Raw genomic sequence first — 17,289 nt, forward strand, 5'->3', positions numbered from 1 at the left:
GAGGGTTCTCATGAAAGCGATCTTGGTAACGGAATTAGGCGGGCCTGAGACGATGAAATATGCGGAAGTCGAGATGCCGAGCATGTCACCTACACAGGTGCTGATCCGCGTCGAGATGACCAGTGTCAATTTTGCTGATATCAAATCCAGATATGGAAAAAAGGGAGCAGCCAAGCTGCCATTTATCCCGGGGCTCGATGCGACTGGCGTGATCGAACAGGTAGGGGCAGAGGTGCAAAGCCTGAAGGTGGGACAACGAGTCATTGCGTTTCCGGCCAACGGATCATACGCCGAGTATATCGTGGCGGATGAGAGCTTGACCTTTGCGCTGCCAGATCAAATCAGCACGGAAACAGCAGCCGCTTGCCCAGTCGTGTCATTTACTTCGTACCAGCTATTGGCGAAGGTAGCACGTATTGCCAAAGGGGAAACCGTACTGATTCACGCTGCGGCAGGCGGAATCGGGACGACGGCGATTCAATTAGCCAAGCTGCTCGGAGCAGGTCGTGTCATCGGCACAGTCGGTAATGAAGCAAAGGCGGAAATTGCCTTGTCAGCCGGTGCCGATCATGTGATTTGCAATGATCGCGAAGATTTTGTGGAAAAGGTACGTGAGTTGACGGATGGTGCGGGAGCCGATGTTATTTTGGACTCGATTTCCGGAGCGGTGAGCGAGCGTAGTCTTGAGTGCCTCGCCTGGTACGGCCGACTCGTCCATTTTGGCAATGCCAGCGGCGAAATCGGTCAGATCAAAACAATCGATTTGCACGCAAGCTGCCGCTCTGTTTTAGGCTTCAGCTTTGGTACGACACGCAAGCTGCGTCCACACTTGTTGCAGGATACAGCCAAGCAAGTTTTGGACTATTTGGCGAATGGACAGCTGAACATCAAGATCGGCAAGCATTTTGCATTGGAAGAAGCAGCGAGCGCTCATGCGTGGGTAGAGAGCAGGGCGAGTACGGGAAAAGTACTGCTGGATGTGCGTTCGTAACGATTTGGAGCCCTTGCTGACTCACAAGCAAGGGTTTTCGCTTTATCATTTTGGAGAGGTGAATGCTATGCAGATAATTTCTACAAGCGAACTGGACAAAAACGTTATCACTGAATTTTTCATCAAACACTGGGGAAGTCCGCAAATGGTCATCTCCAGTGGCGTCTTCCAATGCGATGCGCTGGATGGCTACGCAGTAAAGGGGGAAGATGGAGCAATCCATGGATTTATTTCCTATGTCCTCGAAGATCAGGAATGTGAAATCATTTCCTTGGACAGTGTGATTGAAAACAAAGGAATCGGGACCGCACTTCTCAATCAAGTAGAGCAGACCGCCAAAGAAAAAGGCTGCCACCGCATGAAGCTCGTCACCACCAACGATAACCTGCACGCCATGGGCTTTTACCAAAAAAGGGGTTATCAGCTTCACGAGCTGTACATCAATGCTGTGGACAAAGCCCGCCAAATCAAACCGGAAATCCCCCTTATCGCAGAAAATGGCATCCCAATCCGCGATGAAATCCTTTTTATAAAAAAACTTATTTAAAAAAGCCCCGCAGAAGCAATAGCTGTCCGAAAAGCGAAGGCACATGTTTGGAAGGAGACCGCCCGAACGTAGTGAGGAAAAAGGCGACTGGAAAACATGTGCCTTCGCTTCCCCCCGACCACCGCAGATTGACAACCTCCGGTTTTAAAAAAGTTTGCCCCCACACAATTGTTGACATTCGTAACTGTACGAATTATTATTACAGTACTCTTCGCAAGGAGGCCGTCTGTGACGTGAATAGTGAATTTACCATAGCTGTTCACAGCTTGGCTTTGTTGGCTCATATCCCAGAGCATATGGCAAGCAGTGAGCTCATCGCAAAAAATGTATGTACGAATCCTGCCAGAATTCGCAAAATCATGAGCATTCTGCGTAAGAACGGGTTTGTGAAGACCAAAGAGGGAATTGGCGGCGGTTATATACTCGCGTGCGATCCGAATGAGGTCACCTTGGCTGAGATATATCGTTCGATTTCGAATGGTACACTGAAGCCGCACTGGTGTTCGGGAGATCCGCAAGAAGCGTGTCAGGTTTCTGCGAATATGCACGGAGTCATGGATCAGATTTTTACCGAAGCAGAGATGTACTTCACGAAGTATTTGGAACAAATTACGATCCAGACCGTATTAGATAAAGTCCGTCATGGATGTCAGGAGAATTCGCAACAGTAACCATACAAATTTTTAACATGGAAACTGTAATGATTTCCGTTACAATTAGGAGGTGCACGAAAATGAATCGAGATGAGTTATTGGAAGTCGGAGAATGGGTATTGGGCAAGACCAAATTCGGCGAGTTAGTTCAAGGCTTCGTCGAAACAGATGATTCATTGCGAGGTACCGCGAAAGTTTATGTGGTTCAATGCGACAACGAAGAGACGATCGGCAAGCTGGTGGTGATTCCGAGACAGTGGATGGAACGCATTCCAGTAGGCTCTTTTGATGATGAAGAGCATATGCATGATTTGATCGACCTCGCTCTCGCAACCAAAGATAGAGAGTGGTTTATGGACCTGACTGCCAAGGCAAGCACCATGAGACAGACGTCAGGGAAAGAAGCCCGCAAAACAAGAAGCTCTTCCATTCGCAATCGCTTGGGAACTTCTGCTATTTGGGAGCAATAATTTTTCACAATACAGGAGGAGTACGGAGTATGTCTAACGTGAATCAGAACAGTTGGTTTGAAAAAGGAATGAGCTTTGCCGCGTACAAAGAAAGTATGAACGTCAACAAAGAAGAGCTGTCTCGCGTGTACGATCAGCTCACATTTACGGAAGAGGATCTGGCTTTCTGGAAGGAGCTCTCCCAGCGCAATTGGAAAGGGGTCGTTCTAACCGCAGACTGGTGTGGGGATGCTTCCTTGTGCGTTCCTGTCATTCAGCGAATTGCCGAGGAAAGCAACATTGAATTGCGCTTTCTCATCCGTGACGAAAATTTGGAGCTGATGGATCAATACCTGACCAATGGCACAGCACGTGCAATCCCGATCTTTATTTTCCTCGACCAGGATGGTTACGAGGCAAGAGTGTGGGGACCGCGTTCCCCAGAAGTACAGGAAATGATTACGACTGCCCGTGCAGGCTTGCCGGCTGCAGACGCTCCAGATTTTGAGGAAAAGCAAAAGGAGTTGTACCGCAACTTCAAGCAAAAGATATCTACAGACCCTGCTATTTGGCGCACGGTGATTGAGAGCGTGAAAGCGAAGCTGCAAGGCTAAAGAGAAAAATCTATAGGATAGGAATGGATAAATGAATATGAATACACAAGAGAATAGTCAGCGACCGATTCTCTTCCTGATGATCAACATGTTTATCGCCATGCTGGGAATTGGCTTGATTATTCCGATTTTGCCCGAATTTCTCAAAGAGTTCGGCGCGGGTGGGGAGACGGCTGGATACTTGGTGGCGGCCTTTGGTGTAACACAATTTCTTTTTTCTCCAATTGCAGGGGAATGGTCGGATAAGTACGGTCGAAAAATCATGATTGTAATGGGACTCGTCCTGTTTACGATCTCCAACCTGGTCTTTGCCTTGGCTGAACAGACTTGGGTGCTCTACCTTTCTCGTCTGATCGGCGGGATTGGGGCAGCAGCGATGATTCCGTCTATGCTGGCGTATGTAGCGGATATCACGACAGAGGATAAACGTGGAAAAGGACTGGGGATGCTCGGAGCTGCCATGTCGCTCGGTTTTGTTATCGGGCCTGGTATTGGCGGATTTTTGGCAGAGCTTGGCTTGCGTATGCCGTTCTACATTTCCGCGGCGGTTGGTGCGGTAGCCACACTCGGTTCCATCTTCTTCTTGTCAGAATCCCTTCCTAAGGAAAAACAGCTGGCGGCACGAAACGCCAAAGACAAACAGGAAAACATCTTCCTACAACTCGGCAAGTCGTTTCAATCGTCGTACTTCATCATGCTGGTGCTGGTCTTTACGATGACGTTTGGCTTGGCGAACTTCGAAGTTATCTTCCCGCTGTTCGTCGACGCGAAATTCGCTTATACTCCGCGCGATATTTCCATCATTATCACAGTGGGTGCTCTTGCCGGTACGATTGTGCAGGCAGCGTTGATCGGCAAGCTCATTACTCGTTTTGGCGAGAAAAAGCTCATTAACTGGACGTTCTTCTTGTCTGCTGTATCGATGGTGATGATGCTATTGTCCGGTAACTTCTGGTATATGCTGATTTTGACGGTTATCTTCTTTACCCTGACGTCGATTATGCGTCCAGCAATCAACACGCTGATCTCCAAGCGAGCGGGGGATGAGCAGGGCTTTGTAGCAGGAATGAACAATGCCTACATGAGTCTTGGAAATATTTTTGGCCCAGCAGTGGCAGGTACATTGTACGGGGTTCATTTGAATGCACCGTATTTGTTCGGCGCGATTATCCTGGTTCTCAGCTTGTTCTTGTCGCAGGTGGAAAGCCGTCGCAGCATGAAACGGGCAGTGGCCTAATAATTTTTGTATGAGGAAAAGAGCAGCGCAGAGTGCGGAAACGCTTTGTGTTGCTCTTTTTTGTGTTATAGGAAAAACGGCCTACATCTTTTATAATTTGTTCAAATTGGAATGTTTTAGCATAATGTAGGTGGAGTAAGAGGAGGGGGAAGCTTTTTGAAGAAATGGGCATCGTTTATTATGTTTCTTATGCTAGTGATGACGGGCTGTACGGACTCTGATCCTGCGCAAAAAGACACTGCTGCGACACAACAAACCGCAAACTTACAGGAGCAGACGAAAACGCCTGATCAGACAACTTCAGATACATCCACACAAATGCAGGCTAGAGAGCCACTGCCGCCTGTTAAGCGTGAGTTGACGGCATTTGAGCTCGCATTGGCAAACCAGGTGGTAGGGACGTATGCTGGCGAAAATTACGATGAAGAGAAGGTCAAAAAAGAATTGGATAAGCTCCCAGCTACACTCACATCGGAGCAATATCTCGAGGAGCTGCTGAAATTACTCGGAGAGGATTATCGCCCGTTTGTTCTTACGTTTGCGAATTTTGATTCCAGTGTAGACGTTCACTTGCAGCGTCCGACAGAGGAGATTACCTTGCCGGAAACGCAAAAAACGCATTTTGCCTTGCTGATTGATGCGAGTGGCAGCATGAAAGGAAAAGTCGGCAAAAAAACGAAGATGGAGGCAGCTCGAGAGGCAATTGACCAATTCGCGTCTGTCCTTCCCAAAAACGCGACGATTTCTTTACGAGTATATGGGCATAAAGGAAGCGGCAGTGACCAAGACAAAGCGTTATCATGCGCCAGTACAGAGACCTTTTATTCGGAGACGGGCTATCAGAAGGAATCGTTTCAACAAGCATTGGGCAAAGTACAGCCAGCAGGCTGGACACCGATTGCAAAAGCACTGCAAGCCGTGCAAGAAGATATTCCAGCCGGGACAAATGAAACATTCGTGTACGTGGTGAGCGACGGGATCGAAACGTGCGGAGGAAATCCCGTTGAAGCAGCCAAAGCACTGAACCAGTCGAGCATAAAGACCGTAGTGAACATTATCGGTTTTGACGTTGATAACGAAGGGCAGCGTATGCTCAAGCAAGTGGCGGATGCGGGAGCGGGGACATACATAACCGTGCAGGATGAAGAGGCTTTGAAAAAGCACCTTCGGGGCGAATACGACAAGCTCAAGCAGGCTTGGTACGCGTGGAAGGAAAATGCCAAAGAAGACGCACTCAGTCAAAAAGAAGCGAAGAAAAAACTCGCGGAAGACACCAAGGAAAAAGTAAAAGCGTTGGTGGAGGAAGAAAAACAAAGATTGCTGGACGCCAGGGAATATTTGAAAAAGAGATTTAACGGAAAAGGCGGAATTATGGATACCGATAGCGCCATTATCGACCGGAAGCAGGAAATATGGCGATACGCTGTGGATACAGGCAATGGGCTATGGAGAGATTCCGTTGACAATGGCAATCAGGAGTGGCGGGAAGTCATTGAGGAAGGACAACAAGGGGTTCGAGACGCAAACGCTAAAAAACCTTGAGGGAAAGTCGCTTCCTTGACATTTTCTTGAAACCAGTGTAAAAAGAGTATACGAATCGAACACCAACAAATTCATTGACGAGAAAGAGTAAGCTAATCTCCTTGTTCCCCAGAGAGTTGGCCCTAGTGCTGAAAGCCAACGTTCAAGACTTAGCCGAAAATCCTCTCCGAGAAGGAAAGCTGAAGCATTTGGAGTAAGCTGACCCGGAATCCCACCGTTACGAGGGACGCGTATGATGGTACGTAGTAGAGGTGCCGAATTGACATGCTTGCATGAAGAATTCGGAACAAGGGTGGTATCGCGAGATCAAATCTCGTCCCTTAGGGGGCGGGATTTTTTTGCGTTCTATGAACCTACACTTCTACGCAAACTACAGAAGAAGGAGTGTACATGATGAGGAAAGTAGACGTAAAAGAAAAAGCAAGGACACGAGAGTTGCGCGTCCTGAATCAGTGGAGGGAAGACGACACATTTCGCAAGTCGATGGACAATCGGCTGGGAAAGCCTAATTTCGTCTTTTATGAAGGACCTCCGACGGCCAACGGACAGCCGCATATCGGTCACGTGCTCGGACGGGTCATTAAGGATTTTATCGGACGCTACAAAACGATGTCTGGCTACCGTGTCGTCCGCAAAGCAGGCTGGGATACACATGGTCTCCCGGTAGAGCTTGGGGTCGAAAAGCGACTTGGCATTTCCGGCAAGCAGGAAATCGAAAACTACGGGGTGGCCAAGTTCGTCGAGGAGTGCAAAAACAGCGTCTTCGAGTACGAAAAACAATGGCGCGAGCTGACGGAAGGCATCGCGTACTGGACAGATATGGAGCATCCGTACGTCACTTTGACCAACGACTACATCGAAAGCGTCTGGCACATCCTTTCTGACATTCATAAAAAAGAACTGCTGTACAAAGGGCATCGTGTCAGTCCGTATTGCCCGGATTGCCAGACGACACTCAGCTCCCATGAAGTGGCGCAAGGCTATGAAGACGTGAAGGACTTGAGCGCAACGGTCAAATTCAAAAGCAAGACAAGCGATGACATCTTCCTCGCGTGGACGACGACGCCATGGACACTTCCAGCCAACGTGGCTTTGGCTGTTAACAAAGAGCTCGATTACGTGCGGGTGAAGCACAAGGATGAAGTGTACGTCATAGCAAAAAATCTCGCGGAGAAAGTCTTCCAGGAAGACTACGAGGTTTTGTCCACACACAAAGGCGCAGAATTGGTCGGCATCCAGTATGAGCCGCCTTTTGGCTATATCAAGGTAAACCAAGGGCATATCGTCGTCGATGCGGACTATGTCAGTGATACGAGCGGAACGGGCATCGTGCATACTGCTCCAGCGCACGGGGAGGATGACTATCGCACGACTCGCCAGCATGGGCTTGATTTCGTGAACGTCGTGAATTTGGCTGGCCGCTATACCGATCAAATCTCAGATTTCGCGGGTCGCTTCGTCAAGGATTGCGACGTTGATATCGTCAAAGACTTGTCTCATCGCGGTCTGCTGTTTTCTAAGGAGCGCTACGAGCATAGCTATCCGTTCTGCTGGCGCTGCAAATCGCCACTGTTGTACTACGCGATGGAGAGCTGGTTCATCAAAACGACAGCGATCAAGGATCAGCTAATCGAAAACAACAGCAAGATCGACTGGTATCCGGGACACTTGCGCGAAGGGCGCTTCGGGAAATTCCTCGAAGAGCTTGTAGACTGGAATATTAGCCGCAATCGGTATTGGGGGACACCGCTCAATCTGTGGCTTTGTCAGGAGTGTGGCAGCGAATATGCGCCAGGCAGTGTAAAAGAGTTGCGTGAGAAATCCGTGGCGCCACTTGACGAAAAGCTGGAGCTGCACAAGCCGTTTGTGGATGAGGTGAAGCTGCGTTGCTCGTGCGGCGGTACAATGGAGCGAACTCCTGAGGTCATTGATGTGTGGTTCGACAGCGGTTCGATGCCGTTTGCGCAGTACCATCATCCATTCGGCGACGAAAAGGTATTTCAGGAGCAGTACCCTGCCGACATCATTTCAGAAGGAATCGATCAGACACGGGGTTGGTTCTTCAGCTTGTTGGCAGTTTCTACTTTGTATAACGGAAAAGCGCCTTACAAGGCGGTCATCTCTACCGGTCACGTTTTGGATGAACACGGTCAGAAAATGTCCAAAAGCAAAGGAAACGGGATCGATCCATGGGAGGTAATCGAGGAGTTCGGTGCAGATGCATTCCGGTGGGCGCTTTTGTCTGACAGTGCGCCGTGGAGCAGCAAGCGGTTTTCCAAGCGGATCGTGGCCGAGGCGAAGTACAAAGTGATCGATACGATCCACAACACCCATGCGTTTTACTCGCTATACGCCTTGATCGATGCATTCAAGCCAGAAGAGCATCCCCCGCAACCACCTGTGAACGAGTTGGATCGTTGGATACTTTCCCGCTTGAATACCACCTTACAGCACGTGGTAAAAGGTCTGGAAACCTACGATTTCATGAATCCGGCTGGGCATATTGAAGCGTTCGTAGACGAGCTCAGCAACTGGTACATCCGTCGTTCCCGGGACCGCTTCTGGAGCAGCGGGATGACGCCTGACAAAGTATCTGCTTATCAGACCCTGCGGGAAGTGTTGCTGACGCTGGCGAAGATGATCGCACCATACGCACCGTTGATCGCAGAAGATATACATGGCAATCTGGGGGGCGAAGGCAGTGTTCATTTGACTGACTATCCGAAGGTGAACACAGAAGCAATCGAAGAAACCCTTGAGCGGGACATGGAAACGGCTCGACACATCGTGGAGCTGGCGCGAAATGTTCGCAACGAAACTGGATTCAAGACAAGACAGCCTCTGTCCGAGCTGATCGTATCGATGGAGCAGCCATTTAACCTCGAGCGATTTGCCGGCATTATCCAAGACGAGATCAATGTCAAAAACATTCGGGTAGAGCAAAGTGACAGCAGCTTCGTGACGTATCATTTCAAGCTCAACCTGAAGGTAGCTGGGAAAAAATACGGCAAGCTCGTTGGGCCAATCCAAGGGTATCTAAAAGAATTGAACGCAGCCGATGCACAGAAGGCAGTGGACAATGGCTACTTGAATGTGGAGGTCGCAGGCGAGAGTGTGCGGCTTACGCTAGATGAGCTGCTTGTGGAAAAGCAAGGGAAGCAAGGCTTCGCTTCTGCATCCGGCTATCAGCTCCACGTGGCTTTGAATACGACACTTACAGAAGAGCTTGAGCAAGAAGGCTTGGTTCGTGAGGTTATCCGTGTCATACAGGATGCACGCAAAAAGCTGGATCTGCCCATCGATAAACGTGTCCAGCTCACACTGGATGTGGACGATGAGCTGCGAGCAGCATTGGAGCGTTTTGATCATGTTTTGCGTGAAAGTGTACTCGTTTCGGATGTGACTTTTGCGAAAGCAGCAGATATGGAGACGGTCTCGTTCGGAGATAAAGCATTTGGTTTGCACATCAGATAACGAAGCAGTTGGATAAAGAAACAGCTAGGGAACATGGTTGTTACGCCGGTTCCCTAGCTGTTTTGCATTAATTATTCTGGGTCAAACCAAACAACCGCATAATCGCCCGCAACCAAAAATCTCCAGCCAACAGGTAATCCAAGCAAGTGCCATTTGACACCCCAGCAATATGTATACTATAATTTCCTCTAGAATGAAAATTCATTCCGCACGAGAGGAGTCATGAACTTGTCTGAAACCAAGCGCGAATTAATCTTGGATGCAGCGCTCGTTTTGTTTGTAGATCGCGGTTTTGATGGGACGACCGTTCCGATGATCTCCGAAAAAGCAGGGGTCGGTGCCGGTACCATCTATCGTTATTTCGAAAACAAAGAGGCGCTCGTCAATACGCTGTTTCAAGAATGTGTGGGGGAGCTGATTGAGACAATCAATGATGGTTATCCTCGCACATCTGATGACTTACGTGAGCAATTTGGGCATATTGCGAATCAGGTGATTCGCTACGCCAAAAAGAATTTGAACGCCTTGCTGTTTCTGGATTCCCATACAAACGGTCACTACCTAGACGAAGCCAGCCGCGAAGCGTACATGAGGCTGCGAACATTTTTATGTGAGTTCATTGAACGGGGACAAAAGAATAAGGTCATCCGTCCATTGCCTGCGGATGCATTGATTGCGCTTATGGACGGGGCATTCATCGCATTGAACAAGTGCATCAAGGCTGGCGAGATCGAAGAAACCCCGGAATTGCTTGCCGGTGTAAAGGAAGCTTGCTGGGATGCGATCAGAATTCATTAATTCTGATCCTTCTTTTGAACAAAACGGAATGAATGTTCATTCCGAAATACATTTCTATAAAGCAATAGGAGTGAGCCTACATGAATAACACGGGAAGAAAAGTGATGGGGATGTTGCTGATCATCTCCCTTGCAGTGATTGGGACGGCTTGCAATCAGATGAAGCCATCAACGGAAAGCGAAGTCCAAGCCGAGGCCAAAATTGTGGAAGCGGAGCCGATCGAGCTGAAAAGCTACCAATCGACCAGTGAACTGTCGGGGACACTTGCCCCTATCGAAGAGACAACTGTTTCTTTTGAAGTAGCCGGGGAAATCAAGTCGTTGCCGTACAAAGAAGGAGATGCTGTCAAAAAGGGAGAAGTGCTTGCCCGCCTCAATGCTACAGACTACTCTCTTCAGCTGGCATTGGCAAACGCTGAGATGCATGGTGCGAGCGCCGAGCTTTCCAAAGTAAAAAACGGAGCGCGGGAACAAGAAGTTCAGCAAGCAAAGGTAGCGGTCGAGGCGAAAAAAATCTCACGGGATCAAGCACAGAAAAACTATAAGCGCATGGAACAGCTCTATAAAAATGGGGCGATCTCCGAAACCGAATTTGAAAATGCCAAAAATGCTTTTGAACTAGCAGATAAAGATTATGCAGAAGCACAAGAGTCGTATTCACTGGTGATAGAAGGCGCTCGAACTGAGGATATCAGCGCGACAAATGCCAGCTACCAAGGAGCGATGGTCACCCGTGAGCAGGCTGCAGCTACTTTGGCAAAAACGGAAGTGAAAGCACCTATTCAAGGAACGGTGCTAGCGAAAATGGCTGATGTTGGACAGCTCGCAAGTCCAGGGGCTCCTGTCTATCGAATCGGCAACATCCAACAGTTGAAAACAGTCTTGCCTGTACCGGACAAGGATATCTCAGCGTGGAAGGTGGGAGATGAGGTCGAGATTCGTTTGTATGAAGACAAACGAATCGGAAAGGTTACGACGATTTATCCGGCGACGAACGAGCAGACGGGCACGATTAGCGTGGAAGTCGTCATTGATAACGCCAAAAAAGATTGGTTCGCAGGGCAAGTCATCAGCGCAAAGCGAACCTTGTCCCAAAAGAAAGGCATTTTTGTCCCTGCCAAAACCGTTTTTAGCCGTGGTTCTGAGCCTTACGTTTTTTTGCTAGCAGATGGAAAAGCGATTAAGACAACTGTCACGATTGGTCAGTATGTTGACAATCATTTGGAAATTACCGCTGGCTTGCAAGCAGGAGACATGTTGATTACGAAAGGTGCTGATCGTTTGCTTGGCGGGGATTCTGTCTCCGTGAAAGGAGGCAATCAGCCATGATCGAGTTTTTCATCAACAAGCGCAAAATCACCCTCGTTTTCTTTTCGATGCTCGTGCTGATTGGTATGTTCATCTCGGTTACGCTTCCAAAGCAAGAGCAACCAGACATTATCGTCAGCATGGCTACCATCACTACCGTTTATCCCGGAGCGACTCCTGAAAAGGTGGAGCAGACAGTCACGAAGAAGCTGGAAGAAAAAATCAACGAGGTGCAAGGAATCAAGTCCATTAGTTCGGAGTCTCGATCAGGTGTATCCATTATCAACATACGAACAGAGAATAACGTTGAACCGAAAACGGTGTTTGAAGATGTACGGAAAAAGGTAAAGGATGCCGAGGCCGATTTACCCGACGAAGCAGAGCAGCCCATCATCAATGATGACATGAGCCGGACCTTCATCCAGACCTTTCAAATCACAGCCAACTCTTTTGAAGAAATCCTCCAATTGCGAGACATGCTTGATCTGTGGAAGGATCAGCTTCGAACCGTGCCAGGCGTATCCGATGTTTCGATCCAAGGATTGCCGGAGCAGGAAGTAAAGGTTGCGGTCGATCCCCAGAAGCTGCAACAATACGGCATCTCCTGGGCGCAAGTCATCCATGCTGTCCAAACGAAAAACGAAACAACACCCCTGGGTGATGTCAATATCGATACAAGAAAATATCAGCTCACATTACCGGTCAGCTATGAAGTAGCGACATTTGAAAAGGTAGTCGTGACACGTACGCAGGAAGGAATGCCCGTCTATTTGAAGGATATTGCAACCATTTCCGACAGTACAAAACGGGTGGAGTATCGAACCTATTACAACGGGAAGCCTGCTGCGACGATTAGCATCAATGCTGAGCTGGGAAGCGATGTTCCAGCTGTGCAAAAAGCGGTGGATACGAAGCTTGCCGCGTTGGAAAAGAGTCTCCCAGCGTGGGCAAAAAAAGAGCCCGTGTTTTTGCAAGTGGATCGAATCGATAGTATTTTTTCCGAATTGTATCTGGAAATGATCATTGCGATCGTCGCGGTACTTTTCATTTGCATTCTTGGATTGAATGTGACGACATCCTTGATGGTTGCATTGGCGATCCCGATCTCTTTGGCGGCTGGGATGGTTGTCTTGCCCTTCTTTGGCATTACGCTCAATCAAATGACCGTTTTCGGGCTTATCATTGTTCTCGGGATTTTGGTAGACGACGCAGTGGTGGTAAATGACAACATCGAGCGCAGATTATCTGTTTTGGGCGAAGATCCGTACACGGCTGCTGTAGCCGGGACGAAGGAAGTGGCCATCTCCATTGTCACTGCTACGCTTGCTACTATCTCTGCGTTTGGGCCGATCATGTTTCTGTCTGGTGATGCCGGTCAGTTTATTTTTCCGGTACCGCTTATTATCATTTTTACGATGGCGGCCTCGATGTTCATGTCGCTTACGATCATTCCGATTTACCGGGAATGGAACGAGCGAAGGAACAAGAAACGGAGAAAAGCAGAGACGGACTACCGTAAGCCAGCGGGCTTATTAGGCAAACAAATCGATGCATTGACGAATTGGTATGGCGATCGTGTTCTGAAAGCCATGTTGAAAAATCCGCTGAAAACAGGAGTGAGCGGAGTACTGATTGCCACTGCCATTTACGGACTTGTTGCGGTTGTTCCTGTTCAGCTTTTCCCTGATGATGACAGGCCACAAATGGTTGTGAATATAACGACGCCGATTGGCGGCAATTTACAGGAAACGGATCGAATTGCTCTGGGTGTTTCCGAATGGATCACGAAACAGGCACACATTCAAAAGGTTTCGTCTTTCGTAGGTGGCAATGCGCCACAGATGATGCCCTCAGCACCGCCGGTTGGTACAGGTGAACATGTAGCGCAATTGATCGTTACTTTTGACAATCACAAAATGGATGCGCGAAAGGTGCTGGCGCCGTGGACGGAGCAATTTAAGCGGATGTATCCAGAAGCGAACATCATTCCGTACAGTGTGAAGGCGGGGATGTATTCCGGAAGCCCGGTTGGAATTCGGGTGTATGGAGATGATCTGCAACAGATGTACGCGATCTCTGAGCAAATCAAGCAGCTCATCATGGAGTCAAAAGGAACGTACAACATCAACGACACGCTCGGAAATGAACAGTACTCTCTTCAATTCCATGTGAATCAAGAAAAGATGGACAAGGAGCTGATCAACGAGGCGGATTTGACTAGAACGTTGCGTTTGATCAGCCAAGGCATTCCGATGGGGCAATTTGACAATGGGAAAAACTTGATCGATATTACGCTGGTAGCCGATCAGTCGGGAATGACGACAGAGCAAGTCTTCGCGCAACTCACGGTTCCGAATGCGCGTGGGCAGCTCATCCCGGTTTCACAAATTGCAGAAATGAAGCCGGATTTATCGATGCAGAGTATTCCTCGTTACAATATGTCTCGTAGTGTCACGATCACGAGTGATGTCCGAGATCGGACGGCTGCAGACGTGATGAGTGAAATAACAGCGAAAATGGAGCAATTGGAATTGCCAGACGGGTATGGCTGGAATGTAACAGGTGAAACAGAGGAGGAATCGGAAGTTTTGCTCGATCTGGGTGTGCTTGCGATTGTGGCGGTCTTTCTCATCTTTTTGCTGATCGTGCTGCAGTTTAATTCGTTGTCTATTCCTGTCTTGGTCATGAGTACAGTCTACCTCGCCATCGCGGGCAGCTTGATCGGGCTATTTATCACTTCCACACCGATCGGATTCATGACAGTAGCAGGCTTTATCGCATTGGCGGGTATCGTCGTTCGCAACGGGATCGTACTCATCGAGTTCATTGAGGAAGCGAGGCATCAAGGCGTCTCTCTGAACGATGCAGTCATCAGGGCGGGGAAAGCAAGGTTGCGCCCGATTTTGCTGACGACCTTTGCCGCAGTAGCCGGTCTGTCACCAATGGCGATTACGGGAAGCGTGCTGTTTCAGCCGCTCGCCATTACGATCATTTCTGGCTTGCTGTTTTCGATGTTACTCACGTTGATTGTCGTTCCCTCTCTCTATACAGTCATAGCGATCCAAAAGGAGAAAAAGCGGGTAAAAAAGGAAGCGCAGAAGCAGCTGACAATCTAAGCTTTTCAGAAGGAATGTTCAGACCAATGGAGAAAGGGGTAGAGGCACGAAGACGAACAATTCACCAGGAAGAGAGGAAATGCAGATGGACCAAGTGAAATGGAACGTTGGGGTGATTGGCGCAGGCGTCATGGGCGAGCGCATGATGAACGCTATCCGTACCCACGAAAAATTTCGAGTAGCCGCAGTGAGTGATGTTTCTGCGGAAAGAGCACAGGAAGCCGCGCATAAGTCCGGCGATGTGCCTTGGTACACAGATTACAAGGAATTGTTGAAAAAGGTAGAGCTGGACGTCATCTATTTGGCGGTTCCTCCCAAGTTCCATCACGTGATTGCCCTGGATGTACTGGCGCACAAAAAGCATTTGCTCTGCGAAAAGCCATTGGCTAATTCGTTGACAGAAGCGGTAGAAATGTTGGAAGCAGCAAATGACGCAGGGGTTGTCCATGCGATGAACTTCCCTCTCTACTATCAAGGTATTTTTCCTGAGCTCTCCCGCAGACTCGAAGAAATCGGAGATGTTCGCCGTATCGATATTGTGACGCATTTTCACCAGTGGCCGCGTCCATGGCAGCAAACACCTTGGCTGGCTGGTCGTGAGCAAGGCGGTTTCATCCGTGAAGTGCTCCCACATTTCACTCACCTGACTTACGCGCTATTCGGGGACCTGCATGTGGTCCGCACAGAGGTAGACTATCCAGCAGATCCTGCGCTATGCGAGACTGGTGTATCAGCCTTCCTGCGTCTGACAGATGGTACCCCGGTTACAATCAATGGCTTGGCGGGTATCGCGCATCAGGAGCATTTGGATTATCGTGTGTATGGATCAAAAGGGACGCTGAGTGTCGTGAACTGGAGCAATCTGTTTGTGGGTGGACACGGCGAAGCGCTCGTTCCGGCTGAAGTTCCACAGCAAGACCGTCTCTCCCTGTTATTGGATGAGCTGTCCATTGCGATGAACGGTGGGGATGCCAGACTGGTTACGTTTGAAACAGGCGTGAAAGTACAGCAGGTGCTGGAAGCATTGCTCGGACATGAAAAAGTACACTACATCAAATAGAAATGAGACCACGAGAAAAGAGCAGGCAGGGGCAGCACATCCCGCAAGACTGCTCTTTTCTTTTTGCTAGGGCTTGTATGTCTGTAAAAGCTCCTCAATATGCTTGATGGCAAAATGGACATGCTTGTTATCGTGTGTGAGTCTGCTGGCCATGATGGCTCCTTCAATGGCAGAAAAGATAAACGAAGCGACGGCTTCTGTGTCCATGTCAGAACGAAATTCTCCCTGTGCGATTCCTTCTTCCAGCAATCCCTGCATGAACGAAATGGTCTCTTGGTAAGCGGCGACAGCATAATCGCGAAGAACAGGGAACGAATGGTCACTTTCGATGGCTGTGTTGAGAAGCGGGCAGCCACCTTGGAGCGGGGGATTGTTTACCGCATCAGAATACACCTTTGCCATGGCTACGATTTTTGAAGTGGCCGTGTCCTGTTTTTCCAGCGCAGCCGCAAAATGTTCTTGTAACACTTCACCCGCATATTTGAAGGCCTCTATTGCAATTTCATCTTTGCTGGCAAAACCTCTGTAGAGGGCACCTTTAGTAAGTCCCGTGGCATCCATGATGTCTTGCATGGAGGTTCCTGTATATCCGTTTTGGTTAAACAGCTCTGCTGACTTCTTGATAATATGCAGCTTTGTTTTTTCGCCTTTTCGCATTGCGATAGTCCTTTCATTCGGCCAACACGGTCTATATTCGTCCAAGTTATTGTAACATTTCTCTCGTGTACGAATGAAGGCAATCATGTAAAATCAAAAAGAGACCGAACCGTTCGGTTTCAAAAATCGAACAAAGGGTTGTGTGGCAGGATGAACCGTATCAAACCGTATTCGATTGTCATTTTCGTCGCTTGTATAGCGATCACGTATGCACTCGTGCAAAACTTTATCATCGATCCAGAAGCAAAAGGCTTTCTCAGTCACAAATCTGATTACAACAAGGAGCGAATGAACACATCGATCTGGCTTACGGTCATGTATGTCCATTTGTTTTTCGCCCTGATTGCCCTGGTCTGTGGGTTGGCTAACTTTTCGGACAAGCTGCTCGCCGAGAACCGCAAGCTACATAAAGTAACAGGCTATGTTTATCTTTTTAGTGTGTTGGTTGTAGTTGTCACATCGGGATATATGGCTCCTTATGTAACGGGCGGAAAAGTGGCAAGTTGGCTCTTCCACCTGTTGAATATCATATGGCCGGCCATCACCATTACGGCGCTCGTCAAAATTAGAAAGCGTCAAGTCATGAAGCATAAGGAATGGATGGTCCGGAGTTTCGTCTTCTTGTTCACCAACATGCTGATTCATCTCGTGAAGCTGATCGTAGAGAAGGTAGTAGGATTGCCGTATGAGCTCAGCTACACAATCGGTGTATATGCCGCCATGATTGGACTTGTCGTGACGGCAGAGATGATCATTCGTACGAAATTGCGAGCACCGAAAAAAGCATGAGAGAGACGCAGCGCTTCTTAAAAAAGCTTCACATCAACCAACACCATTGGTTAAG

Annotated in this window: 14 protein-coding genes and 1 other annotated feature; of the genes, 13 read left to right on the forward strand and 1 reads right to left on the reverse strand. The window is 48.7% G+C overall.

Going from position 1 to position 17,289, the window contains the following annotated elements; genetic code table 11:
* The first annotated feature begins 10 nt into the window (after positions 1-10).
* From C7R91_RS26920 to C7R91_RS26975, 12 genes are all read left to right on the forward strand, one after another.
* Positions 11-991: a quinone oxidoreductase family protein gene (locus tag C7R91_RS26920; protein WP_047070843.1), complete on the forward strand. Its 981-nt coding sequence runs from the start codon at positions 11-13 to the stop codon at positions 989-991.
* 67 nt (positions 992-1,058) lie between these two features.
* On the forward strand, positions 1,059-1,538 hold the full coding sequence (locus C7R91_RS26925) for a GNAT family N-acetyltransferase (protein ID WP_047071275.1): 480 nt from the start codon (positions 1,059-1,061) through the stop codon (positions 1,536-1,538).
* Positions 1,539-1,771: 233 nt separating this feature from the next.
* Complete coding sequence (locus C7R91_RS26930; RefSeq protein ID WP_047070844.1) at positions 1,772-2,209, forward strand: RrF2 family transcriptional regulator; 438 nt, start codon at positions 1,772-1,774, stop codon at positions 2,207-2,209.
* A gap of 62 nt (positions 2,210-2,271) precedes the next feature.
* On the forward strand, positions 2,272-2,661 hold the full coding sequence (locus C7R91_RS26935) for an IDEAL domain-containing protein (RefSeq protein WP_047070846.1): 390 nt from the start codon (positions 2,272-2,274) through the stop codon (positions 2,659-2,661).
* Between the two features lie 29 nt (positions 2,662-2,690).
* Positions 2,691-3,254: a thioredoxin family protein gene (locus tag C7R91_RS26940; RefSeq protein ID WP_047070848.1), complete on the forward strand. Its 564-nt coding sequence runs from the start codon at positions 2,691-2,693 to the stop codon at positions 3,252-3,254.
* Positions 3,255-3,285: 31 nt separating this feature from the next.
* The gene (locus tag C7R91_RS26945; RefSeq protein ID WP_083995107.1) at positions 3,286-4,491 is read left to right on the forward strand and encodes an MFS transporter; all 1,206 of its coding nucleotides are present in this window, start codon (positions 3,286-3,288) and stop codon (positions 4,489-4,491) included.
* A gap of 156 nt (positions 4,492-4,647) precedes the next feature.
* Positions 4,648-6,033 (forward strand): vWA domain-containing protein, encoded by a 1,386-nt coding sequence (locus C7R91_RS26950; RefSeq protein ID WP_047070849.1) that lies wholly within the window; start codon positions 4,648-4,650, stop codon positions 6,031-6,033.
* A gap of 65 nt (positions 6,034-6,098) precedes the next feature.
* Positions 6,099-6,357: a binding site (T-box leader), on the forward strand.
* A 69-nt stretch (positions 6,358-6,426) separates the two neighbouring features.
* Positions 6,427-9,507, forward strand: a complete 3,081-nt coding sequence (gene ileS, locus C7R91_RS26955) for an isoleucine--tRNA ligase (protein ID WP_047070851.1) — start codon at positions 6,427-6,429, stop codon at positions 9,505-9,507.
* Between the two features lie 222 nt (positions 9,508-9,729).
* Entirely contained in the window at positions 9,730-10,305 is a 576-nt protein-coding gene (locus C7R91_RS26960) for a TetR/AcrR family transcriptional regulator (protein ID WP_047070853.1), read from the forward strand.
* 80 nt (positions 10,306-10,385) lie between these two features.
* Entirely contained in the window at positions 10,386-11,633 is a 1,248-nt protein-coding gene (locus tag C7R91_RS26965) for an efflux RND transporter periplasmic adaptor subunit (protein WP_083995109.1), read from the forward strand.
* Positions 11,630-14,728 (forward strand): efflux RND transporter permease subunit, encoded by a 3,099-nt coding sequence (locus tag C7R91_RS26970; protein ID WP_047070855.1) that lies wholly within the window; start codon positions 11,630-11,632, stop codon positions 14,726-14,728. Before C7R91_RS26965 ends, C7R91_RS26970 begins: the two co-directional genes overlap by 4 nt.
* Before the next feature lie 85 nt (positions 14,729-14,813).
* On the forward strand, positions 14,814-15,788 hold the full coding sequence (locus tag C7R91_RS26975; protein WP_047071283.1) for a Gfo/Idh/MocA family protein: 975 nt from the start codon (positions 14,814-14,816) through the stop codon (positions 15,786-15,788).
* A gap of 66 nt (positions 15,789-15,854) precedes the next feature.
* Here the strand turns inward: C7R91_RS26975 and C7R91_RS26980 are convergent, their stop codons facing one another.
* On the reverse strand, positions 15,855-16,445 hold the full coding sequence (locus tag C7R91_RS26980) for a TetR family transcriptional regulator C-terminal domain-containing protein (protein WP_047070857.1): 591 nt from the start codon (positions 16,443-16,445) through the stop codon (positions 15,855-15,857).
* A 150-nt stretch (positions 16,446-16,595) separates the two neighbouring features.
* On the opposite strand from C7R91_RS26980, the gene C7R91_RS26985 reads away from it, so the two are divergent.
* The gene (locus tag C7R91_RS26985; RefSeq protein ID WP_047070859.1) at positions 16,596-17,234 is read left to right on the forward strand and encodes a DUF2306 domain-containing protein; all 639 of its coding nucleotides are present in this window, start codon (positions 16,596-16,598) and stop codon (positions 17,232-17,234) included.
* Positions 17,235-17,289: the final 55 nt, after the last annotated feature.

The sequence above is a fragment of the Brevibacillus formosus genome, assembly GCF_003013405.1.
GTDB lineage: Bacteria > Bacillota > Bacilli > Brevibacillales > Brevibacillaceae > Brevibacillus > Brevibacillus formosus.